Origin of the sequence: Pseudoalteromonas prydzensis, from assembly GCF_001661495.1 — a bacterium.
Lineage (GTDB): Bacteria > Pseudomonadota > Gammaproteobacteria > Enterobacterales > Alteromonadaceae > Pseudoalteromonas > Pseudoalteromonas prydzensis.
In genome coordinates this window covers 1,036,064-1,062,050 of the sequence record NZ_BDDT01000001.1, presented here as the reverse complement: position 1 = coordinate 1,062,050, position 25,987 = coordinate 1,036,064, and the positions used below count along the sequence as shown (strand labels likewise).

The 25,987-nt window shown below is 40.3% G+C and carries 24 protein-coding genes; 9 read left to right on the top strand and 15 right to left on the bottom strand.

The features are described from left to right. Positions 1–91: 91 nt before the first annotated feature. Positions 92–718, top strand: a complete 627-nt coding sequence (locus A7968_RS04245) for a TetR/AcrR family transcriptional regulator (RefSeq protein ID WP_064665306.1) — start codon at positions 92–94, stop codon at positions 716–718. A gap of 57 nt (positions 719–775) precedes the next feature. Here the strand turns inward: A7968_RS04245 and A7968_RS04240 are convergent, their stop codons facing one another. The 6 genes from A7968_RS04240 to A7968_RS04215 all read right to left on the bottom strand — a co-directional run bounded on the left by A7968_RS04240 (position 776) and on the right by A7968_RS04215 (position 6,466). Then, positions 776–1,894 carry a HupE/UreJ family protein gene (locus tag A7968_RS04240; protein WP_064665305.1) on the bottom strand — a complete coding sequence of 373 codons (1,119 nt, stop codon included), beginning with the start codon at positions 1,892–1,894 and terminating at the stop codon, positions 776–778. Next, entirely contained in the window at positions 1,891–2,898 is a 1,008-nt protein-coding gene (locus A7968_RS04235) for a tetratricopeptide repeat protein (protein WP_084448011.1), read from the bottom strand. The genes A7968_RS04240 and A7968_RS04235 overlap by 4 nt, the downstream gene beginning before the upstream one ends. 54 nt (positions 2,899–2,952) lie before the next feature. Beyond that, positions 2,953–3,462: a cadherin-like domain-containing protein gene (locus A7968_RS04230; RefSeq protein WP_064665303.1), complete on the bottom strand. Its 510-nt coding sequence runs from the start codon at positions 3,460–3,462 to the stop codon at positions 2,953–2,955. A gap of 11 nt (positions 3,463–3,473) precedes the next feature. Next, positions 3,474–5,066, bottom strand: a complete 1,593-nt coding sequence (locus A7968_RS04225; RefSeq protein WP_064665302.1) for a DUF4331 domain-containing protein — start codon at positions 5,064–5,066, stop codon at positions 3,474–3,476. Between the two features lie 174 nt (positions 5,067–5,240). Then, entirely contained in the window at positions 5,241–5,930 is a 690-nt protein-coding gene (locus A7968_RS04220; RefSeq protein ID WP_064665301.1) for an anti-sigma factor, read from the bottom strand. After that, positions 5,927–6,466, bottom strand: coding sequence for a sigma-70 family RNA polymerase sigma factor (locus A7968_RS04215; protein WP_064665384.1), 540 nt, complete (start codon positions 6,464–6,466; stop codon positions 5,927–5,929). Before A7968_RS04215 ends, A7968_RS04220 begins: the two co-directional genes overlap by 4 nt. 354 nt (positions 6,467–6,820) lie before the next feature. On the opposite strand from A7968_RS04215, the gene A7968_RS04210 reads away from it, so the two are divergent. Both A7968_RS04210 and A7968_RS04205 read left to right on the top strand, forming a co-directional pair. Next, a complete protein-coding gene (locus A7968_RS04210) occupies positions 6,821–7,822 on the top strand; it encodes a branched-chain amino acid aminotransferase (protein WP_064665300.1) in 1,002 nt (333 codons plus the stop codon). A 271-nt stretch (positions 7,823–8,093) separates the two neighbouring features. Next, entirely contained in the window at positions 8,094–9,719 is a 1,626-nt protein-coding gene (locus A7968_RS04205; RefSeq protein WP_064665299.1) for a diacylglycerol kinase family protein, read from the top strand. Between the two features lie 45 nt (positions 9,720–9,764). Here A7968_RS04205 and A7968_RS04200 read toward each other — a convergent pair whose 3' ends face one another. Then, the gene (locus A7968_RS04200) at positions 9,765–10,028 is read right to left on the bottom strand and encodes a VF530 family protein (protein WP_084448010.1); all 264 of its coding nucleotides are present in this window, start codon (positions 10,026–10,028) and stop codon (positions 9,765–9,767) included. A 60-nt stretch (positions 10,029–10,088) separates the two neighbouring features. Then, the gene (locus A7968_RS04195) at positions 10,089–10,391 is read right to left on the bottom strand and encodes a DUF1496 domain-containing protein (protein WP_064665298.1); all 303 of its coding nucleotides are present in this window, start codon (positions 10,389–10,391) and stop codon (positions 10,089–10,091) included. A gap of 184 nt (positions 10,392–10,575) precedes the next feature. On the opposite strand from A7968_RS04195, the gene A7968_RS04190 reads away from it, so the two are divergent. Then, positions 10,576–10,809, top strand: coding sequence for a TIGR02647 family protein (locus A7968_RS04190; protein WP_064665297.1), 234 nt, complete (start codon positions 10,576–10,578; stop codon positions 10,807–10,809). Positions 10,810–10,821: 12 nt separating this feature from the next. Here the strand turns inward: A7968_RS04190 and maiA are convergent, their stop codons facing one another. Further along, positions 10,822–11,451, bottom strand: coding sequence for a maleylacetoacetate isomerase (gene maiA, locus A7968_RS04185; RefSeq protein ID WP_064665296.1), 630 nt, complete (start codon positions 11,449–11,451; stop codon positions 10,822–10,824). 7 nt (positions 11,452–11,458) lie between these two features. Continuing rightward, positions 11,459–12,760, bottom strand: a complete 1,302-nt coding sequence (gene hmgA / locus A7968_RS04180; protein WP_064665295.1) for a homogentisate 1,2-dioxygenase — start codon at positions 12,758–12,760, stop codon at positions 11,459–11,461. Positions 12,761–12,889: 129 nt separating this feature from the next. On the opposite strand from hmgA, the gene A7968_RS04175 reads away from it, so the two are divergent. After that, positions 12,890–13,321, top strand: a complete 432-nt coding sequence (locus A7968_RS04175) for a MarR family winged helix-turn-helix transcriptional regulator (RefSeq protein WP_064665294.1) — start codon at positions 12,890–12,892, stop codon at positions 13,319–13,321. A gap of 65 nt (positions 13,322–13,386) precedes the next feature. Here the strand turns inward: A7968_RS04175 and A7968_RS04170 are convergent, their stop codons facing one another. Further along, complete coding sequence (locus A7968_RS04170; RefSeq protein WP_064665293.1) at positions 13,387–16,542, bottom strand: TonB-dependent receptor; 3,156 nt, start codon at positions 16,540–16,542, stop codon at positions 13,387–13,389. A 43-nt stretch (positions 16,543–16,585) separates the two neighbouring features. Then, entirely contained in the window at positions 16,586–17,440 is an 855-nt protein-coding gene (locus A7968_RS04165) for a S1/P1 nuclease (RefSeq protein ID WP_064665292.1), read from the bottom strand. 219 nt (positions 17,441–17,659) lie between these two features. Here A7968_RS04165 and A7968_RS04160 point away from each other — a divergent pair, with 219 nt between their 5' ends. Further along, complete coding sequence (locus A7968_RS04160) at positions 17,660–18,550, top strand: type 2 periplasmic-binding domain-containing protein (protein WP_064665291.1); 891 nt, start codon at positions 17,660–17,662, stop codon at positions 18,548–18,550. Then, positions 18,547–19,482, top strand: coding sequence for a hypothetical protein (locus tag A7968_RS04155; protein WP_064665290.1), 936 nt, complete (start codon positions 18,547–18,549; stop codon positions 19,480–19,482). The genes A7968_RS04160 and A7968_RS04155 overlap by 4 nt, the downstream gene beginning before the upstream one ends. Positions 19,483–19,522: 40 nt before the next feature. Here A7968_RS04155 and ushA read toward each other — a convergent pair whose 3' ends face one another. Both ushA and A7968_RS04145 read right to left on the bottom strand, forming a co-directional pair. Then, positions 19,523–21,160, bottom strand: coding sequence for a bifunctional UDP-sugar hydrolase/5'-nucleotidase UshA (gene ushA, locus A7968_RS04150; protein WP_064665289.1), 1,638 nt, complete (start codon positions 21,158–21,160; stop codon positions 19,523–19,525). Between the two features lie 77 nt (positions 21,161–21,237). Further along, positions 21,238–21,435, bottom strand: a complete 198-nt coding sequence (locus A7968_RS04145; protein WP_064665288.1) for a hypothetical protein — start codon at positions 21,433–21,435, stop codon at positions 21,238–21,240. 261 nt (positions 21,436–21,696) lie between these two features. On the opposite strand from A7968_RS04145, the gene A7968_RS04140 reads away from it, so the two are divergent. Further along, the gene (locus tag A7968_RS04140) at positions 21,697–22,434 is read left to right on the top strand and encodes a peptidylprolyl isomerase (protein WP_064665287.1); all 738 of its coding nucleotides are present in this window, start codon (positions 21,697–21,699) and stop codon (positions 22,432–22,434) included. A 50-nt stretch (positions 22,435–22,484) separates the two neighbouring features. Here the strand turns inward: A7968_RS04140 and A7968_RS04135 are convergent, their stop codons facing one another. Then, positions 22,485–22,904 (bottom strand): MAPEG family protein, encoded by a 420-nt coding sequence (locus A7968_RS04135; protein WP_064665286.1) that lies wholly within the window; start codon positions 22,902–22,904, stop codon positions 22,485–22,487. A gap of 174 nt (positions 22,905–23,078) precedes the next feature. Between A7968_RS04135 and A7968_RS04130 the strand changes: the two genes are divergently transcribed. Beyond that, positions 23,079–25,958: an insulinase family protein gene (locus tag A7968_RS04130; protein WP_064665383.1), complete on the top strand. Its 2,880-nt coding sequence runs from the start codon at positions 23,079–23,081 to the stop codon at positions 25,956–25,958. Positions 25,959–25,987 lie beyond the last annotated feature (29 nt).

The following is a 25,987-nucleotide window of genomic DNA, read 5'->3' as shown; positions in this document are numbered from 1 at the left end:
CACAGGGTCAGTGGTTAAGATCATGTAAACTAGCGATAATGATTAGGTTAAAAGAAAAGCGGTGCTTTTCGCGATTACCTGGCAGGAATACATGAAAGAAAAATCGAAAAGACAAACCGATCCCGCATTGGCGCAGGCTCGGCGTGATCAAGTGTTATGTGCGGCAGCAGATTGCTTTCGCCGTAAAGGCTATCACGGTGCTGGTATGGCTGAAATATCAAAGACCGCAGGGATGAGTGCTGGCCATATCTATAATTACTTTGCCAGTAAAGAAGCTATTATAGAATCGATCATCGAACGGGATATGGAAAAGATGTTTTCTGTATTTCAAGAGTTTGAAGATCAACCTGGTGATTTAGTAACGGTGTTACTCGATGGTTTAGACCATGGTGTAGATCACCACACCGATGTAACTCAAGGGGCACTTGATTTAGAGATGTTTGCAGAAACCGCACGTAACGACAAAGTTGCCGCGCAATTGCGAAAATCAGATTGTTACGCTAGGCAGAAAATGCGCGATCTGTTATTAAGTGAACGTAGTTTGATTAAAGATCTCAGTGCGATTGAAATTGAAAGTCGCATCGAAGTCATGTTTGCCATGATGGGCGGACTGACATTACGCAAAACTCTCAATCCTACCTTAGATAAAGCAACCATTTTACTAGCACTGCGTCCAGCGATGCGGGTGCTTTTAGTGCCATTCTCAGATAGCAAATAACTACAGTTCAGGTTAAATAAATTGGGCTGATTATGAGCAGCCCAATTTTTAATCCCTTTAAATCCGCTCTAAAGACCATTGCACCGCGATTAATGCAATGACCAGTGAGCCCGCTGGCATCACCCATTTTTGATACCAAGGGTAGTTTCTGGCCCAAATAAGTACCGGTAGGGCAACAACTAAGATAGCCAGTTGGCCTATTTCTACTCCTAAATTAAATGCTAATACGCTGAGTAATTGATAATCACTCGATAAGCCCAGCTCACCTAACACGCTGGCAAAGCCCATGCCATGCAATAAACCAAACGCAAATGTTACCCAACCTAATCGGATCACCAAAGGCCAAATATTGTTAAGTGCTGCAAATAACACGGATATGGCGATGCCTAACTCAACCCAGCGACTATTCGGCGAGACAAGTTGCATAGCCGTTGCTGTAAGTGTAATTGAATGGGCTAAGGTGAAGGCGGTGACTATCCATGCGGTTTGCTTAAAAATGGTGGCTTTTGATTCTATCCCTTGCCATTTACTGGTTTTTCTAACTAATACGCAGGTTAGTAACAGAGCAATTAAAAACAAAATATGATCTAAACCAAGCCAAATGTGTAATACCCCTTGATACACATATTGATTAAAAGTGGTCAGGTAACTGCTAGTCGCAAAATCAAAGGTTTGTGCTGCATTATCTTTACTGATAACACGGGTTTGTTGATTGATAGTCGCAATTGCTTTGTGGTTGGCATCGGTATCAAAAAAAGCCGTATATTCAAGTGTTAAGGAATCATTTGCAGCCGCTGGGCAGGCTAACTGCAAGGCAATCACTACATAAGGTTGATTAAAGTGAGAGTCAAGCTGCAAAGGGGCGCTGCTAGAAAATCTACAGGCGAGTTCAGTTATTGAATTTGCTGCTGGATTTGCAATTAAGGATGCGGTTACAAAATCGCTGATTGCACTGTGTTTTGCGGTTATCTCATGCCAAGCAATATTACCATCTTGGTTTAAATCAAACGCTACTTGTTGTTCTAGATCAGCGACGTTAACTTGCCAGCTGCCTGTAAATTGGCCGTCATCGGTGGTGGTTAAAGTAATATAACTAGTGCTTAATTGATGTGCTTGTGCAGTGCTTACAAGTAACAAGCAGACACAGTAAAGTAAGTGACGAATAGATATTTTCATAGTGATGCTCCCTGCGCACGTGTGAGTAGCTGCTGATCGGCATCGAGTTTGGCTTGTTGCCAATTGATTTCAGCCCAGTAAAGGGCTTTTTCAGGCTGTTTGTTAATGTCTAAATAATAATGGGCTAAGTCACTGGCATGGAAGCGGTCTTGCCGTAACTCGCGCAGTGCTACTCTTTGTGCCATCAATGTCTGCCATTGATTGCCAGAGTGCTCGTTGTAGGATTGCTCTGCGATTGCTAAACGTAGCAATAAAGCGTCTTCTAAGTTTTGCTTATCTGTCACCAGTGTTGGCAAAGTGTTGAGTATTGTTTGATAGTTCCCTTGCGCTAATTGAATATCAGCCCATAACACCACTAAACTTACTGGCGCACCGGCCAGCGGTATAGATTGAATATGGCTAAGTGCTGCTTCGGGTTTATTAAGTCTTAATGCCATTTCAGCGAGTACATGGCGGGTATCATCGCTTTGTTTATTGCTCACAATACTGTTTTTTAAGCTTTGATAACTTTGTGCCAATTGTCCATCTTGGCTTAGCACATCGAGTGTGCAGGTATTAACAACATCCATTGTTGTTAATCCGATTAATTTTAAACACTGTTTTTTAGCGGCTTTAAATTCGCCTTGCACCATCAGCATATTTGCTCGCAGTAGGTGGGTGTTAATGTGGTTGGGATCGCGCTGTAACACGGTTTTTGTGATTGCCAGCGCTTCTGAAAATTGATGCTCACGTTGTAATACCCGTGCATACATATAACCAAGTTGAGGTGTTGCAGATTGTGTATAGCGCTGTTGTAACTGGTTTTTTAGTAGACCTTGACGTAATTCTGTTTTGCCAACCTGTTGGCTTTGCAGCAGTAAGAACATTAATTCATCTTGGTTTAGCTGTGCAATATTGGTAGCCTGTGCTGGTGCGATGATATCGTTATCTGCAGGTGTGAAAGGCTCAGCGGCTGCATTCAATGAGAGTAGAAATATAAGGTAATTAAAGGCGCGGCCAGTCATGTTGTTCTCCTTAAAAAGGCCATCCATGGCCTGCAAGATTTGCTGTCGTATGGTTTAATTGTTGCCTAACAGATCATCAAAGTCGGCATCGTCTGCATTGGTAAACGTACGACCATTGATGCTCAGCGGTTTATCGGTGGCGGCTTGGTTAAACGCCGCGCGGCCAATTTGTGCAAAATCAACTTCAAGTGTTTCAATGGTGATATCGACCATTGCTGTTACTTGACTGTTTACACCATCACTTACTGCAAAAGTAAAGCTGTCTGAACCGGTCGTTTCAAGGTTAGGTGTGTAGGTATAGCTGCCATCACTGTTGACAACCACAGTCCCTAACATTGGTTCGGTCACTAGGCTAAACGTCAGGCTATCGCCTTCAGGATCAGTCCCTTCGAGCATGTCTTCAATTGCCACTTCAGTTTGTGTGGTCACCATAGCTGCAGATGCGGTAGGTGCTTTATTAACTTTAGGTGGCGTAGTGACTTTGTTATCGTCGTCATCGTTACAGGCGCTGAGCGTAAGCGCAGCAAGCAGTAACCCTAGATGTGATAATTTAAAGTGTTGCATGAGTGTTCTCCTTATTTAGACCCAGCAAGCGGTGTTGCTAAGTAAGGGAAGCTTGCATCCATCATGGTTGCGTTAAGTGGTGCACCATCTGTGAACGGTACATTACCAACACTGGCTTGATCAGAAGTACATAGGCCTAAATCTGTGTCAGTACCGTTAACTGGGATTGGGTAACATAGACGACCCATCACAACACGTAGTGCAATATCAACTACGTCATCACCAGGGCGGCGACCATTTGGGAAACCTGCTAAATCATCACCAGCCACACCAAAGGCAGATTGATCAGCCTGCGCTTTTGCTGCGATTGCAGTATTCAAACGTAACATTTCCGCACCGGTTACCGTAGCTAACTGGTTTACACCCGGGAAGCCCGTTAAAAACGCCGTAACTAAATCATTACGTGGGAAATTAGTAGGTGCTAGCGTTTCGAGGTTGGCACCTAAGGTGGTGTTAACTGCATCTTTGAATAAAATGTTTAACAGCTCAGGTAAAGACGGATGCGTGACGTAGTCAATAAATTGTCCGTCATCTTTAGGTGCAGAGGTAGAGAACGTATCTTTATCTTTCAAACCAATAACTAACTCATTAACAAGTGGATTACCTAAGCGAGACACTTGAGTTAATGCGCCACCATTAGCGGCATTGCTAGCAAATTTAGCATTTGGGTTTAAGATGCGTGCTTGTGGCAAGCTAGCCGTTGTCCAAGTACCGATAGTGCCATTCCCTTCACCTGTGACACAGGTTTTAGGTACTTCTACGGCGATCGCGGTAACGTTTTTATCTGCCAAGTCATCGTTTGCTACATCTTGGGTGATGCCACCAGGGAAACCCTCACCATCAGCGGCGCCTGGCGCACTATCGCCTTCAACAGGTACATAGTTTACTAAATCGAAGGTTTTGCCAAGGTTCACCACAAACGGGTCTTTACGTTGGCCAACAAATACTTTTGCCATACCGTCGCAACCAGGGATGGCAACTTGATAGACGAACTGTGCTGCGTAGCTTTTATAACCATCCATTGATGAGAACGTTTTATCGCCAATATAATCTAGCGGCTTATGAAACTCATTAGTGCTGGTCATGGTATTGGTCAGCATGGTTTTACTACCAGAGCGCTGCTCACCGGTGATCATGGTCATAGTGTATGATTCACTAAAGTTAACCGCTGCATTATTACCAGCAGCAACACCACCGACGTTTTTCAGCGGCACAGCAACGGTGCGTTGGTTACCTTCTGGTCCAACGGTTAATGCAACACCTTGGTTATCATTTGGCAGCATACTTTTGAAGTTAAACGCAAAAGTAATATCTTCTACAGCATCACCATCGTTATCGATGTGAATACTGTAAGTTGCATCAGGGTCCATAGCAAAGTAGTTTGGCCCGCCATAGCCATCTTGCAGTGGAATGTAGTTAGCAATTAGCGTGACATAATCACCACGGCCTTGCTCATAACTATTAAATGCATAGAAATCGGTTGAATCTAAAGTCGGGAAGCGACTGATATTCGGTGCTTCACGATGACTGGATGCTTCTGTTGGTGCGCTTACTAAGGTACTACATACTACAACTGCTAAGATTGACGGAGTTAAAGCTTTCATGACTGTATCCTTTAGTTTTAAATAGTGGTCACTACTAATACGCGAAGTAATTACCATTGGATGCAATAAAAAGTAAAAAATATTAATTTAATGTATATTTATTTCCATGTTGTTGATTTTAATTAAATAAAAAACCAGCAAGTGCTGGCTTTTTATTTCGTGGTACTGGTTGATTTAAAGTAAAATCAACTCAGTGGTGTATAACACTTCGGTAGGTGAGCCTGTTGGCGAGCCACCAATGGGTTCTAAACTTACGGCGAGTAATGCAATATCCTGCGCGTTAAAACGGCTATCTTTCAATAGCGATTTAACCCCGTCTTTTGGAAGTAAACCAAGAGAAATAGGCGCATCTTGACCTTTTAAGATCATCCATAACTCATAGTCTTTATCGGTTCTGGCAGTTAATTTATCGCTGGCTTTTATTGATAAACCTTGCTCGTTAACATCAATAAACCACAGTGGCTGTTCACTAGCATCTTTAAACAGCGCAATTTGTTGTGTTAATTGCTCAACAGGAGACTGTGGCTGCCAAACAATCAATGCCAACACAATACTCGCCGCGGTGGCAATTAACGACCATGCTTTCCAAATACTGGCTTTAGGTGTAATTACCTTGCTCGACGGCGTCACTTGCTGGGGCTCAATCCGTTGTGAGATTCTCTCCCACACATGGCTATCTGGCGCCACTGATTTGATTGAACTGGCTAAGTTATTTAAGTGCTGCTCCCACATCCAAGTCGCTTCTCTTACGCGATTAGATGAGAGCATCAAGCGCTGAAAACGTTTGCGGGCAGGGCCTTTAAGTGTGCCTAATACATACTCTGCAGCAAGCATATCGATGAGTTTTTGGTTGTCATAATTCATAACGTTAAACACCTTTGCAACTGTTGCAAACCGCGTCTGATCCAGCTTTTTACTGTGCCAAGCGGGGTCTCAATATGATCAACTAACTCACTGTGAGTTAAGCCTTTGTAATAGGCTAAGTGGATCGCTTGTTTTTGCTGTTCATCTAGTTGCTCTATGCAATCAACGAGTTTACTGCCATCTTCATAATCAACTTCTAATGGCAGATCTGTGAGGTCGTCGGCGCTAGCATAATCGTCATCTAAAGCTTGTTCTTTGCGCACTTTGTGATAGCGCAATGAGTCTAAGCTTCGGTATCGAACAATGCTGATCATCCAACTGATCACAGTCCCTTTAGTGACTTGATATTCCGATGCGTTATGCCAAATTTTTACAAATGCATCTTGCAAGGCTTCTTCTGCATGAGCACGATTACTTAGCATTTTTAAACTAATCGCAAATAGTTTTGGGCTTGTGGCATTATACAACTTGGCAAATGCCTGCTTATTGCCCTGAGCCGTTGCGCTAAGCAGAGGTAACAATTCGTCAGTTTCCATAGAGTTCCTATTATTCTTTTCATTAAGTAAACGTTTGATAACGTCAAGTGGATGCACAAAACCAACTAAATGATGAGGGTTTAACTTTATTTTCATTATTTTCCATCACTTAGCCTAGCAGCTAAATACGGCTTAGCAAGTTACTAGGATCAACTTTTAATTAACATTGTATCGTAAGTTAAGCTGCCCACTATTTATTCACTTAGTTGAGGTGACTGCTGTGATTTAAACAATAAAAGATATTTTTTTGCATAAACTATAAAAAATCACCTTTATCTCACTAAATACCTTGTTTTAGTGGCTGCTAAACAGGTATACAATGGGGTAAAAATAGACCACATAAGAGAGATTAAAATGGCCGCATTCGGTACTGTATTTATGCCGCAGATGATTCAAGCTCATTTTACTGATAATACTTGGAGCGAAAGCTCTGTTGTTCCTTCAGATAAAATTGAGCTACATGCTGGGGCACATGTTCTTCATTATTCAAGTACTTGTTTTGAAGGCTTAAAAGCATTTCGTCATGAAGACGGTTCAGTGTACATTTTCCGTATGGATGCAAACATTGCCCGTATGAAGCAAAGTTCACACTTATTAAGCTTGCCTGAAGTCGATGGTCCGATGCTTGAGAAAATGATTATCGATATTGTTCGTCAATACGCTGATGAAACACCATTACCACCGGGCTCTATGTATATTCGTCCTACCCATATCGGCACAGAAGCTGCGATTGGTAAAGCGGCCGTTCCCTCACTTAGCTCGCTGTTATATGTATTATTATCACCAGTAGGTGATTATTTTGCAGGTGGTGCAACTGCACTACGAGTATTACTTGAAGAAGACGGTATGCGCTGCGCCCCACATATGGGTATGATCAAAAGTGGTGGTAATTATGCCAGTGCATTAGCACCTATTACAGCGGCTCGTATACAACATAAAGCTGATCAAATCTTATTTTGCCCTGGTGGTGATGTGCAGGAGACTGGCGCTGCAAACTTTATCTTAATTGATGGTAATGAGATCATTACTAAAGCATTAGATAGCACGTTTTTACACGGCGTTACCCGCAGCAGTATTTTAACGATTGCCAAAGATTTAGGAATGACGGTCTCAGAGCGTAACTTTACAGTTACCGAGTTACTAGAGCGTGCTGCAAAGCCTGGCACTGAAGCTGCTTTATCAGGCACGGCTGCGGTACTTACTCCAGTTGGTACTTTTATTCATAATGATAAAGAGTATAAAGTGGGCACTGGTGAAGCGGGCCCAACAACTATGCGTTTGCGCCAAGCATTGAATGATATTCAATGGGGCAAAGCACAAGATAAGCATGGCTGGTTGACTAAAATCGACGTGTAAAGTTACACGATATGTTTTTAATAAAAACCTAAGTTTTATAACTTAGGTTTTTTTATGCCTAAGTTATTTAATAACCTATACTTTTAACTGTGTAAGTTAGGTGTATTGGTGTGTAAAAATAACCGTTTTAAAAAAGCGAGCATCGCAGTACAAGTAGCATAAGATTTTAATACCCTGAAATATATATGAAATTTAATTTTTCTTAAGCCGTGTCAGTGGCGTATAAATTGCAGCTACTGTCTGCTAAAACTAACAACAAAAAGGAATATGTATGTGGGCAGCAATCAGTTATTTATTATTGGCAATTATATTTATTTTTATGGGTTGGCAGGTTAGTCCAAGCTATTTTTCAGTACTCTTTTACTGGACTGCGTTATCTTTATTGTTGGTCAGTGGCGCCTACTTTTTTAATCTCGCAAAAATATTCCGCAAACGAGAAAATGGCGTTATTCCATTTTATATCCGCTGGGCATTCATTCCTTTTCTACTTGGCGCACAAGTGTACAATGCATGGAGTCGTAAACGCGATAAAGTACCGCCACTGCAGCAAATAAATGAGCACCTGTTTTTAGCGTGTCGTTTGTTTCCCTCTGATATCGATAGTTTAAAAGACAACGGTATAACGGCTATTTTAGATGTAACCTGTGAATTTGATGGACTCGAATGGTCATCAACCCAAGAGAATATAAACTACTTAAATATTCCTGTGCTTGATCATCGTGCGCCAACATCATCGCAATTAAATCAAGCCATTAACTGGATTGCTCATCATGTTAAAAATGATCGTCGCGTCGTGGTGCACTGTGCTTTAGGGCGTGGGCGTTCAGTGTTTGTGATGGCAGCCTATTTATTAAGCCAAGACAAAAATGCCGATGTACATGAGGTGCTTGCACAAATAAAAGAAACCCGCGCAACGGCAAACTTAAATAAGCACCAACTGCGCCATTTAGTTAAGCGCCATCGCAAAGGTGAGCTACTTATTAAAAATAAAGCAGTGTTAATTGCTAACCCTGTATCTGGTACCAAGTTGTGGCAACAGAAAGAGCATTTAATTATTGCCCGTTTATCTACTTATTATGATTTAAAAGTACTTTGCACGTCAGTGGATGAAAACGGTATTGTGCTAGCAAAACAAGCTATTGCGGAAAATCCCGATATGGTCATCGCATGCGGTGGAGATGGTACGGTGGCAGAAGTAGCTAGCGTACTAGTCAATAGCGACTGTAAACTAGGTATTATTCCCTTAGGTACTGCAAACGCATTAGCGCATGTGTTGATGGGTATTAAGTCTAAACTGATCCCGGTTGAAGTGGCGTGTGATTTAATTATCGACGGGCAGACCAAGCTAATGGATACAGCATACTGTAATGGTGAATTAATGTTGCTGTTGGCAGGGATTGGCTTTGAACAACACATGATTGAAAAAGCAGATCGGGATACTAAAAACGAGCTGGGCCAGTTCGCATATTTACAAGGGTTTTGGCAGGCATTAGGCGAACAAAAAGCCCAAGATTTTACCGTACAGTTAGATGATAACCAGCCGCAACAAATCCATACCAATAGTTTAATTGTTGCTAATGCAGCACCTTTTACCACTTTATTAGCACAAGGCGGCGGGCAACCTGACCACTATGACGGCCTGCTTGATGTGAATTGGCTCACTCCTAACCAAGATGCATCCGCTAATGTGTTGAGTATTGCCGAGCTGGTCTTTAGTAGTATCACTCAGGCCCATTTTGCTATCAATTCACATCATACCAATGCGCGTCGTGTTGAAATATCAGCGACAGAGGAAATAAAATATGTACTTGATGGTGAAGTTAAAAGCGCTGATAAACTAACTATTGAAATTACCCCGCAATCGCTGGCGGTGATCTGTGCGGAGCAGGTCGAGTAACTGAACTTGTTGCGCGTTATAAGCTATAACGCGCAATGGGTGTTCCTACTTTTTAATGCTAGGCCAAACAAAACCGCTGTTTTGTGGTGGTGTATCAACACAGTGATCTAGGTATAACTGCTCAACTTTAGTACGTGCCCAAGGCGTTTTACGCAAAAACTTAAGGCTTGATTTTACGCTCGGATCTGATTTAAAGCAGCGAATATCAACGTGCTCACCCATTGCTCTCCAGCCGAGTGTTTGCTCGAGTTTTACTACTATTTGTTCAAGTGTAATACCATGTAATGGGTTGTTTGCTTGTTGATTCATAATTCACAGTTGCTTGATAAAAGTCGCTGCTATTGTAGCGTAACTGAGTATTGATACCAATTAGTTAACCCGAATTGTTTTAGGCGCACTTGGATAAATGATTTCATTTTGCTCATTGAGCATTAACCAAGTCAATGGACTATTATTATGGCTTGGCGTTTTTGCTGTGCAGATCACACGTACATCAGCCATCAAAATAATAGCTCCTTCACTGTAGCGTTTATCTTCAAACCAACAAATTGACTGCTGAGTAAGTGCCTCTTGTGGATTGAGTAAAAACGTTGTTTTTGGCGTATTGCTAAAACTAGTTACAGAGTAAATAAAACAAATAAAACAAACACCTATAATACTTAAAATTCGCATGTTCAGCCTTTGCATAAAAAAATAATTACACTAAGCTTATACCTAAGTTACCTAAAAATACTAGTTTCAGTTGGAATTAAATGCTTTAAATCCCAGCCCTAGGGGTTTTAGGGTGACTTGGCAAAAAAATGTGTTAGGGTAAATAATCTACAAAAAAATAATTTTCTAAAGATAAGGTGAACACATGCAATTTAACCAAACCATGATTGACGAATTTACACTGTTAGCAAAATTCCCATTAACTAGCAAAATGCAGGGTCTAAAACTACACAGTGACGCAGATGAAAGCTTATTAAGTGCGGCACAACGATTATTTGATAAAGGTATTATTGATAGCCCAGATGGCGGATATTTAACGGATCTGGGCTTAGACTTGATAGAGCACGTAACCGTGCTCCACAGTGCTTTGAGTAGCTAAAATTACTTAACTTTAGGCTGCATCAGGCTGGTTTTGTGGTGCAGCATCGATAAACGCTGCCAACTTGTTACAACGTTCATAAATGGCTGCTATCTTGGGGTACGCAGTCATGTCTACATTAAAACGATATGCATTAAATACTTGCGGTACTAAACAAACATCGGCAAGACTTGGTTTATCACCTACGCAATAGTCGTGGTTACTGTTTAGTAATTGCTCTAGTTTTTCAAAACCCACTTCAACCCAATGACGATACCAAGCATTTTTAGCCTCATCATCAACGCCTAACTCACCGCTTAAATACTTAAGCACACGTAAGTTATCTACTGGGTGAATATCACAGGCAATAGCGAAACATAGGTTGCGGATGTGTGCTTTTTGCCATGCGTTGCCAAACAATAGCGGGGTTTCTGGATGCGTTTCTTCAAGGTACTCTAAAATAGCCATAGATTGCGCCAGCACACCCTCATCGGTTTCTAGTGCTGGCAGTAATCCTTGAGGATTTTTAGCAAGGTATTCACTGCCTTGTTGTTCTGACTTTAATAAATTAACGGTGATCAATTCATGGGGAATATTTTTTAAATTAAGGGCAATACGTACACGATATGCCGCTGATGAACGAAAATAACTATAAAGTTTCATACTGTAATTATCCTTGTGGGCCGCTGTAATGTTTTTTAATAGTACGCCAGCAATCAGTGTAGTTTGGTTGGCGCTGTTTGCCTTCAAGGGCGTATTTAGTTGGCGAAATAATGTAACGAGACTCAAACATAAATGCGAGGGTGTTTTCGTAGCGTTGTGGCGCAAGCTCAGCATTTGAGGCCTTTTCAAATACGTCGGCTTCTGGGCCATGTGGCGACATACAATTATGCAAGCTCATGCCACCGGGCACAAAGCCATGCTCTTTGGCATCGTACACGCCTTCAATTAAGCCCATAAATTCACTCATAATATTGCGGTGATAATACGGTGGACGAAAGGTGTTCTCTGCTACCATCCAGCGCGGTGGGAAAATAGCAAAATCAATATTAGCAACGCCTTCAGTACCTGATGGTGAAGTGAGTACTGTAAATATTGATGGATCAGGGTGATCAAAGCTGACCGTATTCATAACATTGAAACGAGATAAATCATATTTATACGGCGCGCTGTTACCTGTCCACGCCACTACATCAAGCGGTGAATGACCAATGTCACAACGGAACATATTACCGTTAAACTTTGCAATCAGTTCAAACTCACCTTCTTTGTCTTCAAATGCTGCAACAGGGTATTGGAAGTCACGGTCATTAGCATAACCGTTTGCGCCCACCGGACCACGCTCAGCTAACACATAGGCATGGCCATAGTTTTCGCAGATATAGCCACGGGCAGTATCAGTTAATAGCACTACTTGGAATTTAATACCGCGAGGGAGCACCGCAATCTCGCCAGCTTTAATGGTTAAATGACCGCATTCAGTTTTAAGTAATAGTTCACCTTGTTGAGGGACAAACAACATTTCACCGTCGGCATTATAAAAAAAGCGATCAGTCATCGATTTATTCGCTACATAAACGTGAATGCCAATACCGGTTTGACCATTGGCGCTGCCGTTTGCAGCCATAGTGATCAAACCATCAATAAAATCGGTTGGCGTAGTCGGAATATCAATCGGGTTCCAACGAAGCATTGTTGGTGGCGTTGGTACTTCAGTGATTGGTGCGGTACGAATTAAACCATTATCGATGGCGCTATAGTCACCTTGTACAACAGAGGGGCGAATACGATACATCCAAGTACGGCGGTTATCAGCACGCGGCGCGGTAAATGCAGTGGTACTAAATTGCTCTGCGTATAAATCGTATTTTACTTTTTGTGGGCTAAATTGGCCGATCGGTAGGGCACCTGGCAAGGCTTCGGTTTCAAACTCATTACCAAATCCGGTCATATATTCTAATTCGCTGGTCATCACTCGACTCCTTTTAGTTTTACTGTAAGATACTCTCAAGTGAGACTAAATTCAAACATCACAGTTTTTATCACTGTACATATTTATGAACAGCTAAATTGTGAATGTAAATTAAAGGACATATCCACCATGGCACTCGATTTAGAGACTTTTTTACCGTATCGACTGGCTAATCTCGCCAGTAAAATGAGTGAACAGTTTGCACCTGTTTACCAGCAACAAAGTGATTTAAGCATTCCTCAGTGGCGTATTTTGTTTAATTTAGCCCAGTTTGGGCAGAGCAACGCAAAAGCATTGTGTGAGCAAGCAGCGATGGACAAGTCCACCGTATCAAGAGCCATCAAAGCCTTGATAGACAAACATTATGTAATGAGTGTAGTAAATCCTGATGATAAACGCGCGAGTTTATTAAAACTCAGTGAGCAAGGCTTGAGTGTGTATCAGCAATTAGCACCAGCGGCTTTGGCGTGGGAGAAGAACTTATTAGAAGTTTTAAGTAACGCTGAGTATCAAACTCTACTTAACTGTTTAGATAAGTTAACGAGTAAATTAGCTGAATAAAACAAAAAGCCCATCAAAAATGATGGGCTTTAAAATTACGTTAATTTGTAAGTTAACTTAGCAAATTAGAAAGTGTAACGAACACCTACACGCATTTCCCATACAGAGGCATTACGCTGAACAGTGGTATTTGCACTATTTGGCGTGAAGTCTGAATACACATAGCGACCTTGGTCATCAATTGATGTTTTTAACATACGTGAACTAACGAAAGGACCTTTTTTAAGTACGCCCCAGTCATCATTTAGCATGTTAGTTAAGTTATCAATAACGAAGAACGCTTCACCTTTATGACCTTCCATAAAGCCAGGGATTTCTTGAGTTACTTTAAAGTTAAACTTAACAAACCAATCAGCGTTCTGAGTATTGCGACCAGAAATTTCCCCGCGTTTTAGATTCTCATCTTCGATGAATTGATCAAATGCTGCTTTATCGAAATCTGCGTCGTAAACAACATTAGGATCGTTTTCAAGTGGTACATAAAGTAACTGGCGTGAACGATTTGAGTTAATATCACCGAATTTGCTATCACTATTATTATAGGTAAAGCTGTAAGGCAATCCTTTGTATGCTTCACCAAATAGATTAAAGCGCGTGCTGTAGCCATCGAAGAATTCGTTAGCGTAACCAAGTGTTAATGTAAAGCGGTGTGGAATTTCATAATCAGAACTTGCTACACCAGGATTACCTGGATTTGAAGTTGCTAAATTACCATAGTTTGAACTACCTACTGAACTGGTCATTGGGTTTACATCATCAGAATCAGTATACGCATAGGCAAATTGCACGCTAACACCGTTATCATAACGTTTGCTAATTGCAGCAGAAATAACAGATGCGTCCCCACTATCACCGTCAACGTTAGTAAGTAGTAAATCACCAGAGCGTCTAGCGTCAGGATCTGAGCTTAATGGATCTGGCTTGCCTTCATATAATGGACGGCCATCAAATGAATATAAAAGTGATCCATTCTCATCTTGCTTTTGACGAAGTGCGTAATCGACAATAGTCGCAGAATCACGCTTTTTAGTATAAAGATAATCAAGTGCGATTACATATTCATCTTCAGTAGTATAAGTGGCTCCAATTGAATATTTCCATTCTGAAGGAATTTCAAAATTTGGATCAACTGCATTTACCGAAGCATCACCTGCGCCTGGTTGAATACCTGCAACCTCATCAAACATTTCTTGGGGTACTTCGAAACCTGGTCTTCCATTATTTACATTAGGAGTGTTGAATAAATCAACGTTTTCACGATCAGTACCAATATTTGTAATACCATCATTTGAGTATGAGTTAGATAACCAAACATTCGGATTACCGCCTGAGAATAAACCCAGACCAGCTCGTACTTCTAGCGCATCTGTAGCATACCATTCAAAACCAACACGTGGTTGGAGTAGATCAAGGCCATCAAAAGTCGTTTGGTTTCTAAAACCATAACGCTTGGTGTAATTTGCATTCCAATTCGGTTTATCATCACTAGAATATTGGTCATAGCGTAAGCCAAATGTTAAAGACGCATCTAAATCCGTGAAGCTATACTCGTCTTGAATATAAAATGTATTTTGTGAGTATGAAAAACTTGCTGCAGCATCGCTTGGGTTATTCGTACCTGCCGCATTGTTGTAAAACACATCTGCAGCAATACCTGCTTCATAATCATCAATTGAGTCAAAGTTCCATTCACCTTGAGTATGTTGCACGAATTGGTTAAATACGTCTAACTTTTCATACTCGTAACCAGCAGTAATTGTATGTTGGTCAAAGTAGTAGGTACCAGCAATTTTAGCTGTAGTAGTATCGTAGTTTAAGTCGTTTGATTGACGAGAGTCATCTGGACCAATGTAAACGGTACCACCATCTGCGGTGTTTATTTGGAATTCACCAAAGCTGCTTGCTGCATCAAGTGACTGTACACGAGCATCAAGTTCAGATTTACCTAAGCGAACTTCAGTTGAGAAGTTATCACTCCAATCAGAGTAAAGTGAACCGACAATTGATGTTAATTCAGCACCTTGTTCAAAGAAGTGGCTATCTAGAGAAAGACGAGTGCTGCCGGTATCTGATTGCGATAACGTATAACCATCATTGTAGTTATAGATTAAGTTTGCACGGTGCGAATCGTTGATGTTCCAATCAAGTTTAACTAAGATTTTTTCATCTTCAACAGGTGAACTTGCAGGCATGCCACCTGCATTATAACCATACACATCTTGTGTGATTTGTTGGATACGGGCAAGATCTGCATTTGAAACACTTGAACCTAAAGGGTCGTAGTTAAATTGTTGAACACCTTCAAGTTTTTCATATGATGTGAATAAGAAAAGGCTATCTTTAATTAATGGTAAACCAACGTTGAAGCCATAACGTTTTTCACTATAGTCGCCGTTATCAACGTTTTCACCTTCGATTTTGTCACCTTTCATTGAATCATTAGTGTAATCGAAGAACACACCACCGTGGATTTCATTACCACCTGATTTTGTTACTGCATTGATGTTACATGACGTAAAACCACCGTATTGCACATCAAATGGTGCAAGTTCTACAGCAACTTGTTCGATTGCATCGAAAGAGAAAGGAGCACGGATAGTAGGGTAACCGTTTGAGCTTAGACCAAAGTTATCGTTCATACGAACGCCGTCTAAAGTTAAGCTGTTGAAACGAGGGTTACCACCGCCACAGTTAATAGAACCACGGCTGTCATCAATTGTTACACGTGGGTCAATACGTATAATATCACGTAGGTCACGGTTGATTGCAGGCGTGTTTTCTAAATCTTCTAAAGTGAATGTTGCAGCAGGGCCTGTACCGCCAGACATAGTGCTAATTGCACGGCCTGTTACTACTATTTGTTCGATATTAGATTGTGGTTCAAGCGTTACGTTTACTGGGTAATCAGCACCTACTTGTAGGTTGATGTTATTGAATGATTGGTCAGCAAATACATCTGAATCAACAACAACACTGTAAGGGCCGCCAACACGAAGGCCTTTTGCAGTAAAGTAACCAGCATCATTAGTTTCAGTTTCTTTAGTTGAACCTGATGGAATGTGAACAATAGTAATTTTTGTGCCTGCAGCAGGGTTACCGTTAGGGCCTTTGATCTGACCTTTAATTGCAGAGGTCGTCTCATTTGCAAGCGCTGCGCCACTTACGCCAACACAAGCTGCGATAGCGAGTGAAAGTGCTGTTTTGCGTAGTTGAATTTTCATTATGTTGTTTTCCCGTGTTAAGGTTATGTTTAGTTTAATGATTTTAATTTATGTTAGCGGGCATCTTCAGTGCCTTTACTAACGGTTGTGCTGAACTGTCAAAAATTAAGTTTAACAATCCGGCAAGTCTTATTCCGCTTTGCTGTAAGCGGGTTTTTATAATTGGCATATTCTTATAAATATATTGATAACTGATTTTTGTTTCATGCTGATCATAAATAGAGTTTGCTATGTTATGTGATTCCTGTAGCCACTGAACTGGTGTACTTTGTAAGTACTCGGCAATCAACTGTTTATTATCTGTGTCTATAAAACCAGCAAATTCAGTGTAGGATAAATTTTCGTTTTCGATAAGTTTTGAATCCCACAAACTATGCAGATTGGTATCCTGCCCGAAGAATGTGACAGAAATATTATTGCCACCACGATCATCTTTTCTTCCAGCATGAAATGGTTGATGGCTGTCGCCGACTAAGTGTACAACAAAACGTAAACTGAATCTTTTTGCGTCTATTGAGCTGTTTGTATCTTTGAGTACGTCAATATTAAAAAGTAAGGCATCAAGGATATTAGAGACGGATTCTTTTGAAGAGTGATGAGAAGGAGGATTATTTAAAGTGGCAGCATCAGCATTGATATAGTGCCAGCGAGATGATTTTTTTTGCCAAAATTCACCGGGTGCAGAACGCATTTCGTCAGCCCAAGTCGCTATTTGCGGTAAGCTTTCGCCTTCAAGTAGCGGTTCTAATGCTTTAACTGTGGCTGGAGTTAAATGGGAATTGGCTACTTGCGCAACAATTCTGTGTCCATTTTGGCCCCATGCAAAAACACTATTACTGGTGAATAACAAAATCAAGCTACCCGCACTGATCAATAAGTTACCTATTTTTTGTAACATTTGTCATTTTCCAAACTGTAGTTCATAACTGAGTCAATATTGCTAGAACCAATTGTCCTGATTTTCTAGCAAGATAGAAAGGACTCAATAAAATTCATAATTTCTTATTGAAATAACAATAAAAACAAATATTTAGGTTTGTTGGGTAAAATTACCTGTTGTAATAAGTAATTTAAATTGGTCAAATAGAGGGGAGCTAAATAACACTGGTAGTAAACTTTGAATCGAGTACGATTAATTTCTTTAAAAACACTGATTGTTACAGTTTTGTTTCTGTTTGCAGGTTTGTTTTGGTGGGCAGGAAATATCAGTGCGCCTAGTGGTAATGAGCAGATACCAACATTTGTAGACACATCAGTGCGTTGCCAAACAACGTCAGCTGCAAATCAAAATGTGCTAATTGTGTATGTACCAATTAAATCAATGGCGAGTGATGTCACAAATGTTCTGTGTGATGATGCTGTGGTGGCAAAACAATATGGTGAAGTTGCTACTTACTGGGGAAATAAGTCATCGGATACCATAGACTTTTTAGGTAAAGGAATTGCTGACCTGATCCTTGCGAAAGAAAATCTAATGGATGCGTTTATGGCGAAAACTACTTACAGCTATAAAGCAGTGGTTGGCTTTCCCAGTTACACTGCGTTTATTATTTCGAGCAAAGAAAAACCAAAAATTGAGAAACAGTACTTTTTAGATAAACGTATAGGCTTATTAGATTATCCCACTAGTCGCTCTGGGCATATACTACCGAAACAGATGTTTAAACAATTAGATATTAATATCGATAACTTAACGATTACTTACGCAAGTTCCCATCAAGAATTAAGGGAGTTATTAGCAACTGGAAGTGTTGATTTAATATCATCTTATTGGCAAGAGAGCGATCAAGCATTGTTTTCAAAAAATTACATCACACCGATCAGCGATAATATCAGTGGTAGTCGCTGGTTTTTAAAAATGCAATCGGAAAATACCGATCTACTGTGCGCTGTACAAGGTCGATTAATGTCATTGTCAAAAGAACAAAATTCTCAATATTTCAATCATGTTGAATCCTATTGGCAATGCAATGGCCAATCAGCACTGTTTGTTGGTAAGCAAAAATGAAAAAATATATTAGTATATTTTGCAGTGTATTCAGCATGTTATTAGCCGTATTTTTTATGGCAAACACTGTACAAACACAGCATCAAGAGAAGCTAGCTCAATTACAGATTTTAAATCGCATTGCGTTAGATTTACCGCACATAAATTTGGCGAATGCATTTTTGAGTCACTCTGGTAGTGAAGATGATATTAAGCAATATATAAACCAGCTTAACCAGCAACTCAAACTCAGTAACTTAGTTGAAGTAGTCGCTATTGATGGTATTTCAATAAAAGCTGTTGATGAGCGGATGGCTACAAACACACTTGTCACGCCAAGTAGAGAAATAACTGTGGTTTTTTCGCAGGCACATCAATATAGCACTGCTTTTTTTATTGTGGTGGTATTGATGGGCGCTTTGGCATCTGCATTTATCATTGCTTTAATTAGAATGCGCGACATAAAAATTAATTCATTGTCAGCGCTTAATAAGGATAACCAAGAGCAAGCCGAAAATATTGTTTTAATTGTCAAAATTGATCTAAATAATAAAACGTTAGGCTTGAATACTAACCACGAATTAGCGGTTGCATTAGCTAACAAGCCACTGTGTTTTTATTTAGCTTTAATTGAGTTTTGTGTTGAGCATCCAACAATAACACTCAATCAAAACAAAGATGTGCCGGATGAGTTAATTGAATTGGCGAATAAGTATTTTTACCGCTTAACTCAGCTTGGTCACACGATCCGTAAGCGGCCAAATTTTACCAATAGTTTGGAAAAAACCTTGAGTGAAATTAGAGCGGCATTGGATGAGCTGCTGATTGATCACCCAGAGCTGAAAGATATTTATTATCCGCCTAAGGCACATGGTGAAGGATCGCGGTCGCGGTTACATAGCTATGGGTTATCGAATATAAAAGTATCTGATATTGAAGTAATTGGTAAATAGAGGAAGGCTGTTCTCAGTGAAAGTGAGAACAGCCTTGGTATTATTGAGGAGCAAACTCACTCGCTTTAACAGGACTATTTTCAGTAAAGAAACGCTTCAGCGCTTGCGCATCTGTTTCATCAGTACTGACATAGCCTTTACGTGTTACTAATACCGGATAACCATCGCCGCCAGATGCATTATAGCTATTAATGCTCATGCGATAGGTTTTACTTTTATCGAGTTTCTGACCATTGATCATCACTTTAGTCAGTGCGTTATCGCTACGTTCAAAACTCAATTTATGGTACTGCAAGTAAGCCCCTGAATCCGGAGGGAAGCGGGTAATAACCTCTAGGTAATCCCACAAATCTTGACCTTGCCAATCGATATACGCAATGCGGTTTTTGAATGGGTGAACTTTTAAAATATCTTTATAACTAACGTCACCAGCAGCAATACTGTCACGTACGCCACCGCCGCTGATAATACCAAAATCGGCGCCAACAACATTCATTTGTGATTGCACAATAACGCGAGCTAAGTTGGTTTGCTGATAACGTACTTTATTACGATCACCTTCAAGTTTTGCATCAACATAGCCAATTTTACCTTCAATCTGTTTTGCTCCCTTGGCTTGGTAATCAGCCAGAAATGCCTTTAACTCAGGGTTTGGCGTAATATACTCATTTGCGAGTACCGGTTTTGTAGTGCCGTCTGCTTGTTCTTGATGAATGTATAAATTTACCGGCAGTAATTTATAGTCAAGCAAAGTGAGCTGGCCGTTTTCTAACTTAAATTCAGCTTTACCAACGTACTTTCCCCATTCATGGGCTTGCATGATCCAGGTACCATTTTGTTGATCAGGTTTACATGCCATACCGGGTTTAAAGTTATCGTCGTTTGTATTCTCGCTTGCCATGCACACTGGTTCTTGCGAGTGACCACCGATGATCATATCAAGAGTGTTTTTTTCAAGAGAGCGTGCCAGTGTCACATCACCAGGGGCATTAATCCCATAATTAGCATCGACGTAATGGCCCATGTGGGTTACCGCAATGGTGATATCAGGTTGGTACTTTTGCTTGATTTTATCAGCTAAAGCTTGAGTCACTGCCACAGGCTCTTTAAATTCTAGGCCACCAATATACTGAGGATTACCAATTTTAGCTGTGTCGGTGGTGGTTAAACCGATAACCGCAATTTTGAGCCCTTGCTTGTCGAAAATCTTGTATTGCTCAAAGGCGTTTTTGCCAGTTTGTTTATCAATAATGTTTGCAGATAGTAGTGGGAAGTTTGCCCATTGTTGTTGTTGTTTTAAAACACTTAATGGATTATCAAATTCATGGTTACCAATTGCCATAGCATCGTAACCAATTAGTGACATCCCTTTAAAATCAGGCTCTGCAAATTGTAGATCAGACTCGGGAATACCTGTGTTTATATCACCACCGGAAAGCAATAGTACAGCATGACCCTTTTGTTTGGCTTCATTACGTAATTGGTCAATTAAGGTTTTACGTGCAGCCATGCCGTATTCACCTTTTTCGTTATGCCAAAAACGGCCATGATTATCGTTGGTATGCAAAATCGTGAGATAGTAAATTTCATCGGTCGATGAGTGTGGAGCAGGAGAAAGTTGCTTACTAGTGCATGCACTGATGCTTAGTAACAGAAAGAGTGAAATAAATATGCGCATAATGTGACCCGTGTTGTCAGTGTTCTGCTGTTCATCAAGCGCATAGTTTAAACTAGTTTTATTGCAAAATAACGTAATTATTCTATTTCCATATCGTCTTGGAAATTTAATTTTCCAGTTGCGGCTAATTGACGTCGTTGTAATTCTTGTTCTGCCAATGCTGATTTTTCATGGTTATTACCCACCATCCAGTTCAAAAAGCTAGCTGGTAGCTTAGTGTAAGCTTCGCCCTGATGTAAGCCGAAATCGCATATCTGCTGTTCTTTATTAGACATGGCAGTTAATCCTGTTGTGTGTGTTTTAGTGTTGAAATCATACTAACAAAATAAATCAGGCTATTAAGACGATTTCGTTTTAAATAAAACGTACTTATAACGTGAGTGAATAACAATGGAATGTAACTACATGTAATTTAAATGTAATCAATTCGGTCTGATTTGTTTAAAGGTACGTTTTGCTATCGTATTTAGTGCAGTGATTCTTTACTATTTGCATCGTATTTACATTAACACAACATTCTTCAGGACAAAAAAATAATGAAAAAACTATTACTGGGTAGCTTGTTAGCTACAGCAGCGTTTGCAAGCAACGCGACTGTGGTTGAAATGCAAACTTCACAAGGGACAATTAAAATTGATTTATTTGATCAACAAACACCAAAAACAGTAGCAAACTTTTTAAGCTATGTTGAGAGTGAAGCCTATAATCAAACCGTGATCCACCGCTCGATAGAGAAGTTTATCATTCAAGGTGGCGGGTTTAAGTTTACTGATGATTTTGAAGCGATAGAAACATCTCCAGCCGTTATGAATGAGCCTGTGCTGTCGAATGTTAAAGGCACTGTTGCTATGGCTAAACTAAGCAATAATGCAAATAGTGCGACTAGCCAATGGTTTTTTAATCTTAAAGATAATAGTGCAAATTTAGATAAGCAAAATGGGGGTTTTACTGTTTTTGGTCAACTTACCCCAGATAGCTACGCGGTGCTTGATAAGATTTCGGCGTTAGTGCATTGTGGCGAAATTCCAGTAGTGGATATTACAAAAGAGCAGTGCGCAAATGCGGATACGACTTTAACGATCGCCAACTTAGTGGCTATCAACAGCGTTGTTGTACTGGACGATGATCCTAACTCTTCAGTAAATCTATCACCGAAAGAAAACACCCTAATTAACGATCCGACTCAGCCTGATGCGAGTGACAGCTCAAGTGGTAGTATGAGCTGGTTATTACCATTATTATTATTGTGCTTTAAGCGTCGCCGTGTAGCTTAATAGTATGTGCTTGCTATCGGGTTATATGTCCCGATAGCAAAGGTAACGGTTTAAAGTGCAAATACCTGCATTACTAATAACACCCACATAGTTAAAACCAGTAAACAGCCAAGCAAAAAGCTATAATAACGCGGTTTTACGCTATTACTGCCTAAATGAATAATACTGTGAATGACGCGGGAAATCACAAATCCCCATGCTAAAGCGACAAACACGTAACCTGCAGCATTGAGTTGTAGCCCTGTCACACTGGCAACAAAAAACAGCACAGGTATTTCAAACTGGTTTATAAAGTTGCGACCCGCAATATGCACATCATCGCCCGCTTTATCTAATTGCATGGTGGCAAAATCTTGCATTGAAATTGTTTTGTTACGAGCGGCACTAAAGCGTCGCCGGCCCATTACCACCATGACTGTAAAAGTCAGCATGACTTGAGCGAACATAGCAAGTAATAGATATTTTTCCATTTTAGTTTCCTTTATTAATTATTTTTGTGTAAGGCTATTCAATTGCTTGTTTAGACTAACAGTTTGTTTTTGCAATTTACAATGTGTTACAAAGTATATAGGAAAATGATTGCATGCATTTTGATATTTACTGATCATTCAAATAATAAAACAAGTGATGGATTAACTCTCGATATGAAAAAAATAATTACTCTAAGCGCGATTGCCCTAGCGGTATTAAGTGGTTGTGGTACCACAACCACTTCAGTACAACAACAAACCGCATTATTGTCAGATACTCTGGTAATTAGCCCAAATGATACTCGCCAATATAAAACCCTTAAATTGGCAAATGAAATTGAAGTAATTTTAGTCTCAGATCCAACGGCTGAAAAATCAGCCGCTGCGCTTAGTGTCGGAGTTGGTTTGTTACATGATCCAATGAGTCAACAGGGAATGGCACATTACTTAGAACACATGTTATTTTTAGGCACAGAGCGTTACCCAGATACCAAAGGGTACTCTGACTTTATGACCAAAAATGGTGGCGCGCACAACGCTTATACTTGGCTTGATATCACTAACTACATGTTTAAAGTTAATAACGATGCTTATGACGAAGCACTAGATCGTTTTGCTGATTTCTTTAAGTCTCCTAAGCTTTATCCAGAATACACAGATAAAGAAAAAAACGCAGTAAACGCCGAATGGTCAATGCGCCGTGAAATGGACTTTTTTGGTCAGTTTAAACTTGCCCGTAAAATGATGGGGGACCATCCTGCCAACCGCTTTTTAATCGGTAACCTTGAAACACTCGGTGATAAAGAAGGTAGTTCATTACATAAAGAGACGGTTGATTTTTATAATAAATATTACTCTTCTAACATCATGAAAGTGGCAATGATTTCAAACCTGCCATTGACAGAAATGGAAGCCAAAGCACAAAAGTACTTTGCTGATATTGAAGATAAAAAAATCGACAAGCCAACCGTTACTAAAAAATTAGACTTTGAAAATGTAGGTGGTAAACGCGTACATTATTCGCCAAATGAAGATGTAAAACAGCTACAACTTGATTTTACCATTACCGATAATAGCGATGAATTTGCGGTTAAACCAAATCGTTTTGTCGCGTATTTGCTCAGTAATGAAATGCAGGGCAGCCCTGCACAAATTTTGCGTGATAAAGGCTGGGTTTCACAATTATCGGCCAGCGCAACGCCAACTCATTACGGTAACTATGGCGCGCTGACAGTTGATGTGCAATTAACTGATGAAGGCATGAAAAATCGCGAAACAATCGTCGCAACGATTATGCAATACATAGACCTAATAAAAAAAGAAGGCGTGGATAGTAAATACTTTAACGAAATTCGCACTTCACTTAATAATGAATTTAAATTCTTAGAAAAAGGCGATGAGTTCGGCTATGTCAGTAATCTTGCTGGCAGTATGCAGGATTATCCGCTTAATCATGCGATCAATGCGCCATATCATTATGCTAAATTTGATGCCGCTGCCATTAATAAAGTACTTAAGCAATTAAATGCTGATACGCTACGTATTTGGTATACCTCGAAACAAGAAGAAACTGACTCGCAATTGCATTTCTACGATGGTAAATACCGCATTGAAGATATCAGCGATACAGAGATCGCCAGCTGGAGTAAACCAAGCCAATTTGCGTTAGCATTGCCAACTGTAAACCGTTTACTACCAGAGAGCTTTGCAATTAAAACTGCGCAATTTACTGAGCAAAAGCACCCAGCGTTGGTCTATGATAAAAATGGCGTAAAAGTATGGCGTCAAGCCAGTCAAAACTTTGCCGAGCAACCTAAAGGGTTAGTTGAAGTTTATTTAAATACGCCGGATGCATTGACGGATATCAAAGCAAAAGTACTTTACTCAGTATGGGCTGATTTATATAACCTACAACAAAGTAAACTCAGTACTGAAGCCGCAGTTGCTGGTATGAGTGTGGGCCTTGAAGCGAGTAATGGCCTTATTTTATCACTGAGTGGTTTTACTGATAAACAGGATTTATTACTAGCACAGGCGCTGGAAAACATAAATGTAAAAGTGACAGAGCAAGGCTTTGCACAAGCACTTGATCGTTACCAACGTGCTTTATTAAATGCACAAAAACAATTTCCTTTCTATCAAGCGTTCGATGAATATTCAAAACTGATCAGAACAGGTAGCTTTGATACGGATGCATTAGTAAATACAGCTAAAACATTAACGATTGCCGATTTTGAGCAGCTCAAACAGCAGACATTTGGCAATAACGAACTACGCGTATTTACGTTTGGTAACTACAACCAGCAAGATGTTGAGTCGATTGCTAAAGCGCTAACGGCTGTGCTACCAGCAGCGCACAAAGCAACTGAATTCGCACGCAGTAAAGCATGGTTGCCGCAACCTGGTGAAACCATCGTATTGCAAAAAGATATAGATGTGGCGGATGTCGCGATTATTGATATGACCGTACACCCGATTGCAGGCTATAAGCAAAAAGCGCAAGCGCAAGTGCTACAAGGTCACTTTAGTACTATTGCATTTGATAAATTACGTACCGAAGAGCAACTGGCTTATGCGGTAGGTGGCTTAGCGCGCCCAATTGAAGACTATTCAGCAATTGGCTTGTTTATTCAAACACCGGTTAAAGATGCTCAAGCAATGCAAGCGCGCTTTGAGGAGTTTAAAAAGCAATACGCTGTTGAGCTTGATAATATGAGTGAGGAGACTTTCGCACAGCTTAAAAATGCCGCCTTAGTATCACTCAAAGAGCAACCTAAAAACCTCAGTGATGAAATGAGCCCGCTAATTGGTGATTGGTATCGTGAAAACTTTGCTTTTGACTCAAAAGAGAAGTTAATTGCAGAAGTTGAAAAAGTCACCCTTGCAGATATCAAAGACTACTACCAGCAAACGATGTTAAACCCGCAAGCGGCGCGTTTAAACGTACAACTTCGTGGTAGCAAATTTGCCGACAAACCGTTTGCCGATTTACCAAAGCAAACAAAAGTCACAGACCTACAAACGTACTTTAATGGCATTAAACTGCAAAAGTAACTAAGTGGTTCAAGTGTTAATTTACAATA

What these genes read in the sequence shown, in the direction of transcription:
- A7968_RS04205 (WP_064665299.1), top strand. Translation starts at nt 8,094, where the DNA reads ATGTGGGCAGCAATCAGTTATTTATTATTGGCAATTATATTTATTTTT.
- A7968_RS04170 (WP_064665293.1), bottom strand. Translation starts at nt 16,542, where the DNA reads ATGAAAATTCAACTACGCAAAACAGCACTTTCACTCGCTATCGCAGCT.
- A7968_RS04240 (WP_064665305.1), bottom strand. Translation starts at nt 1,894, where the DNA reads ATGAAAATATCTATTCGTCACTTACTTTACTGTGTCTGCTTGTTACTT.
- A7968_RS04235 (WP_084448011.1), bottom strand. Translation starts at nt 2,898, where the DNA reads ATGACTGGCCGCGCCTTTAATTACCTTATATTTCTACTCTCATTGAAT.
- ushA (WP_064665289.1), bottom strand. Translation starts at nt 21,160, where the DNA reads ATGCGCATATTTATTTCACTCTTTCTGTTACTAAGCATCAGTGCATGC.
- A7968_RS04135 (WP_064665286.1), bottom strand. Translation starts at nt 22,904, where the DNA reads ATGGAAAAATATCTATTACTTGCTATGTTCGCTCAAGTCATGCTGACT.
- A7968_RS04210 (WP_064665300.1), top strand. Translation starts at nt 6,821, where the DNA reads ATGGCCGCATTCGGTACTGTATTTATGCCGCAGATGATTCAAGCTCAT.
- A7968_RS04200 (WP_084448010.1), bottom strand. Translation starts at nt 10,028, where the DNA reads ATGAATCAACAAGCAAACAACCCATTACATGGTATTACACTTGAACAA.
- A7968_RS04220 (WP_064665301.1), bottom strand. Translation starts at nt 5,930, where the DNA reads ATGAATTATGACAACCAAAAACTCATCGATATGCTTGCTGCAGAGTAT.
- A7968_RS04195 (WP_064665298.1), bottom strand. Translation starts at nt 10,391, where the DNA reads ATGCGAATTTTAAGTATTATAGGTGTTTGTTTTATTTGTTTTATTTAC.
- A7968_RS04155 (WP_064665290.1), top strand. Translation starts at nt 18,547, where the DNA reads ATGAAAAAATATATTAGTATATTTTGCAGTGTATTCAGCATGTTATTA.
- A7968_RS04230 (WP_064665303.1), bottom strand. Translation starts at nt 3,462, where the DNA reads ATGCAACACTTTAAATTATCACATCTAGGGTTACTGCTTGCTGCGCTT.
- hmgA (WP_064665295.1), bottom strand. Translation starts at nt 12,760, where the DNA reads ATGACCAGCGAATTAGAATATATGACCGGATTTGGTAATGAGTTTGAA.
- maiA (WP_064665296.1), bottom strand. Translation starts at nt 11,451, where the DNA reads ATGAAACTTTATAGTTATTTTCGTTCATCAGCGGCATATCGTGTACGT.
- A7968_RS04175 (WP_064665294.1), top strand. Translation starts at nt 12,890, where the DNA reads ATGGCACTCGATTTAGAGACTTTTTTACCGTATCGACTGGCTAATCTC.
- A7968_RS04190 (WP_064665297.1), top strand. Translation starts at nt 10,576, where the DNA reads ATGCAATTTAACCAAACCATGATTGACGAATTTACACTGTTAGCAAAA.
- A7968_RS04225 (WP_064665302.1), bottom strand. Translation starts at nt 5,066, where the DNA reads ATGAAAGCTTTAACTCCGTCAATCTTAGCAGTTGTAGTATGTAGTACC.
- A7968_RS04130 (WP_064665383.1), top strand. Translation starts at nt 23,079, where the DNA reads ATGAAAAAAATAATTACTCTAAGCGCGATTGCCCTAGCGGTATTAAGT.
- A7968_RS04245 (WP_064665306.1), top strand. Translation starts at nt 92, where the DNA reads ATGAAAGAAAAATCGAAAAGACAAACCGATCCCGCATTGGCGCAGGCT.
- A7968_RS04140 (WP_064665287.1), top strand. Translation starts at nt 21,697, where the DNA reads ATGAAAAAACTATTACTGGGTAGCTTGTTAGCTACAGCAGCGTTTGCA.
- A7968_RS04215 (WP_064665384.1), bottom strand. Translation starts at nt 6,466, where the DNA reads ATGGAAACTGACGAATTGTTACCTCTGCTTAGCGCAACGGCTCAGGGC.
- A7968_RS04165 (WP_064665292.1), bottom strand. Translation starts at nt 17,440, where the DNA reads ATGTTACAAAAAATAGGTAACTTATTGATCAGTGCGGGTAGCTTGATT.
- A7968_RS04145 (WP_064665288.1), bottom strand. Translation starts at nt 21,435, where the DNA reads ATGTCTAATAAAGAACAGCAGATATGCGATTTCGGCTTACATCAGGGC.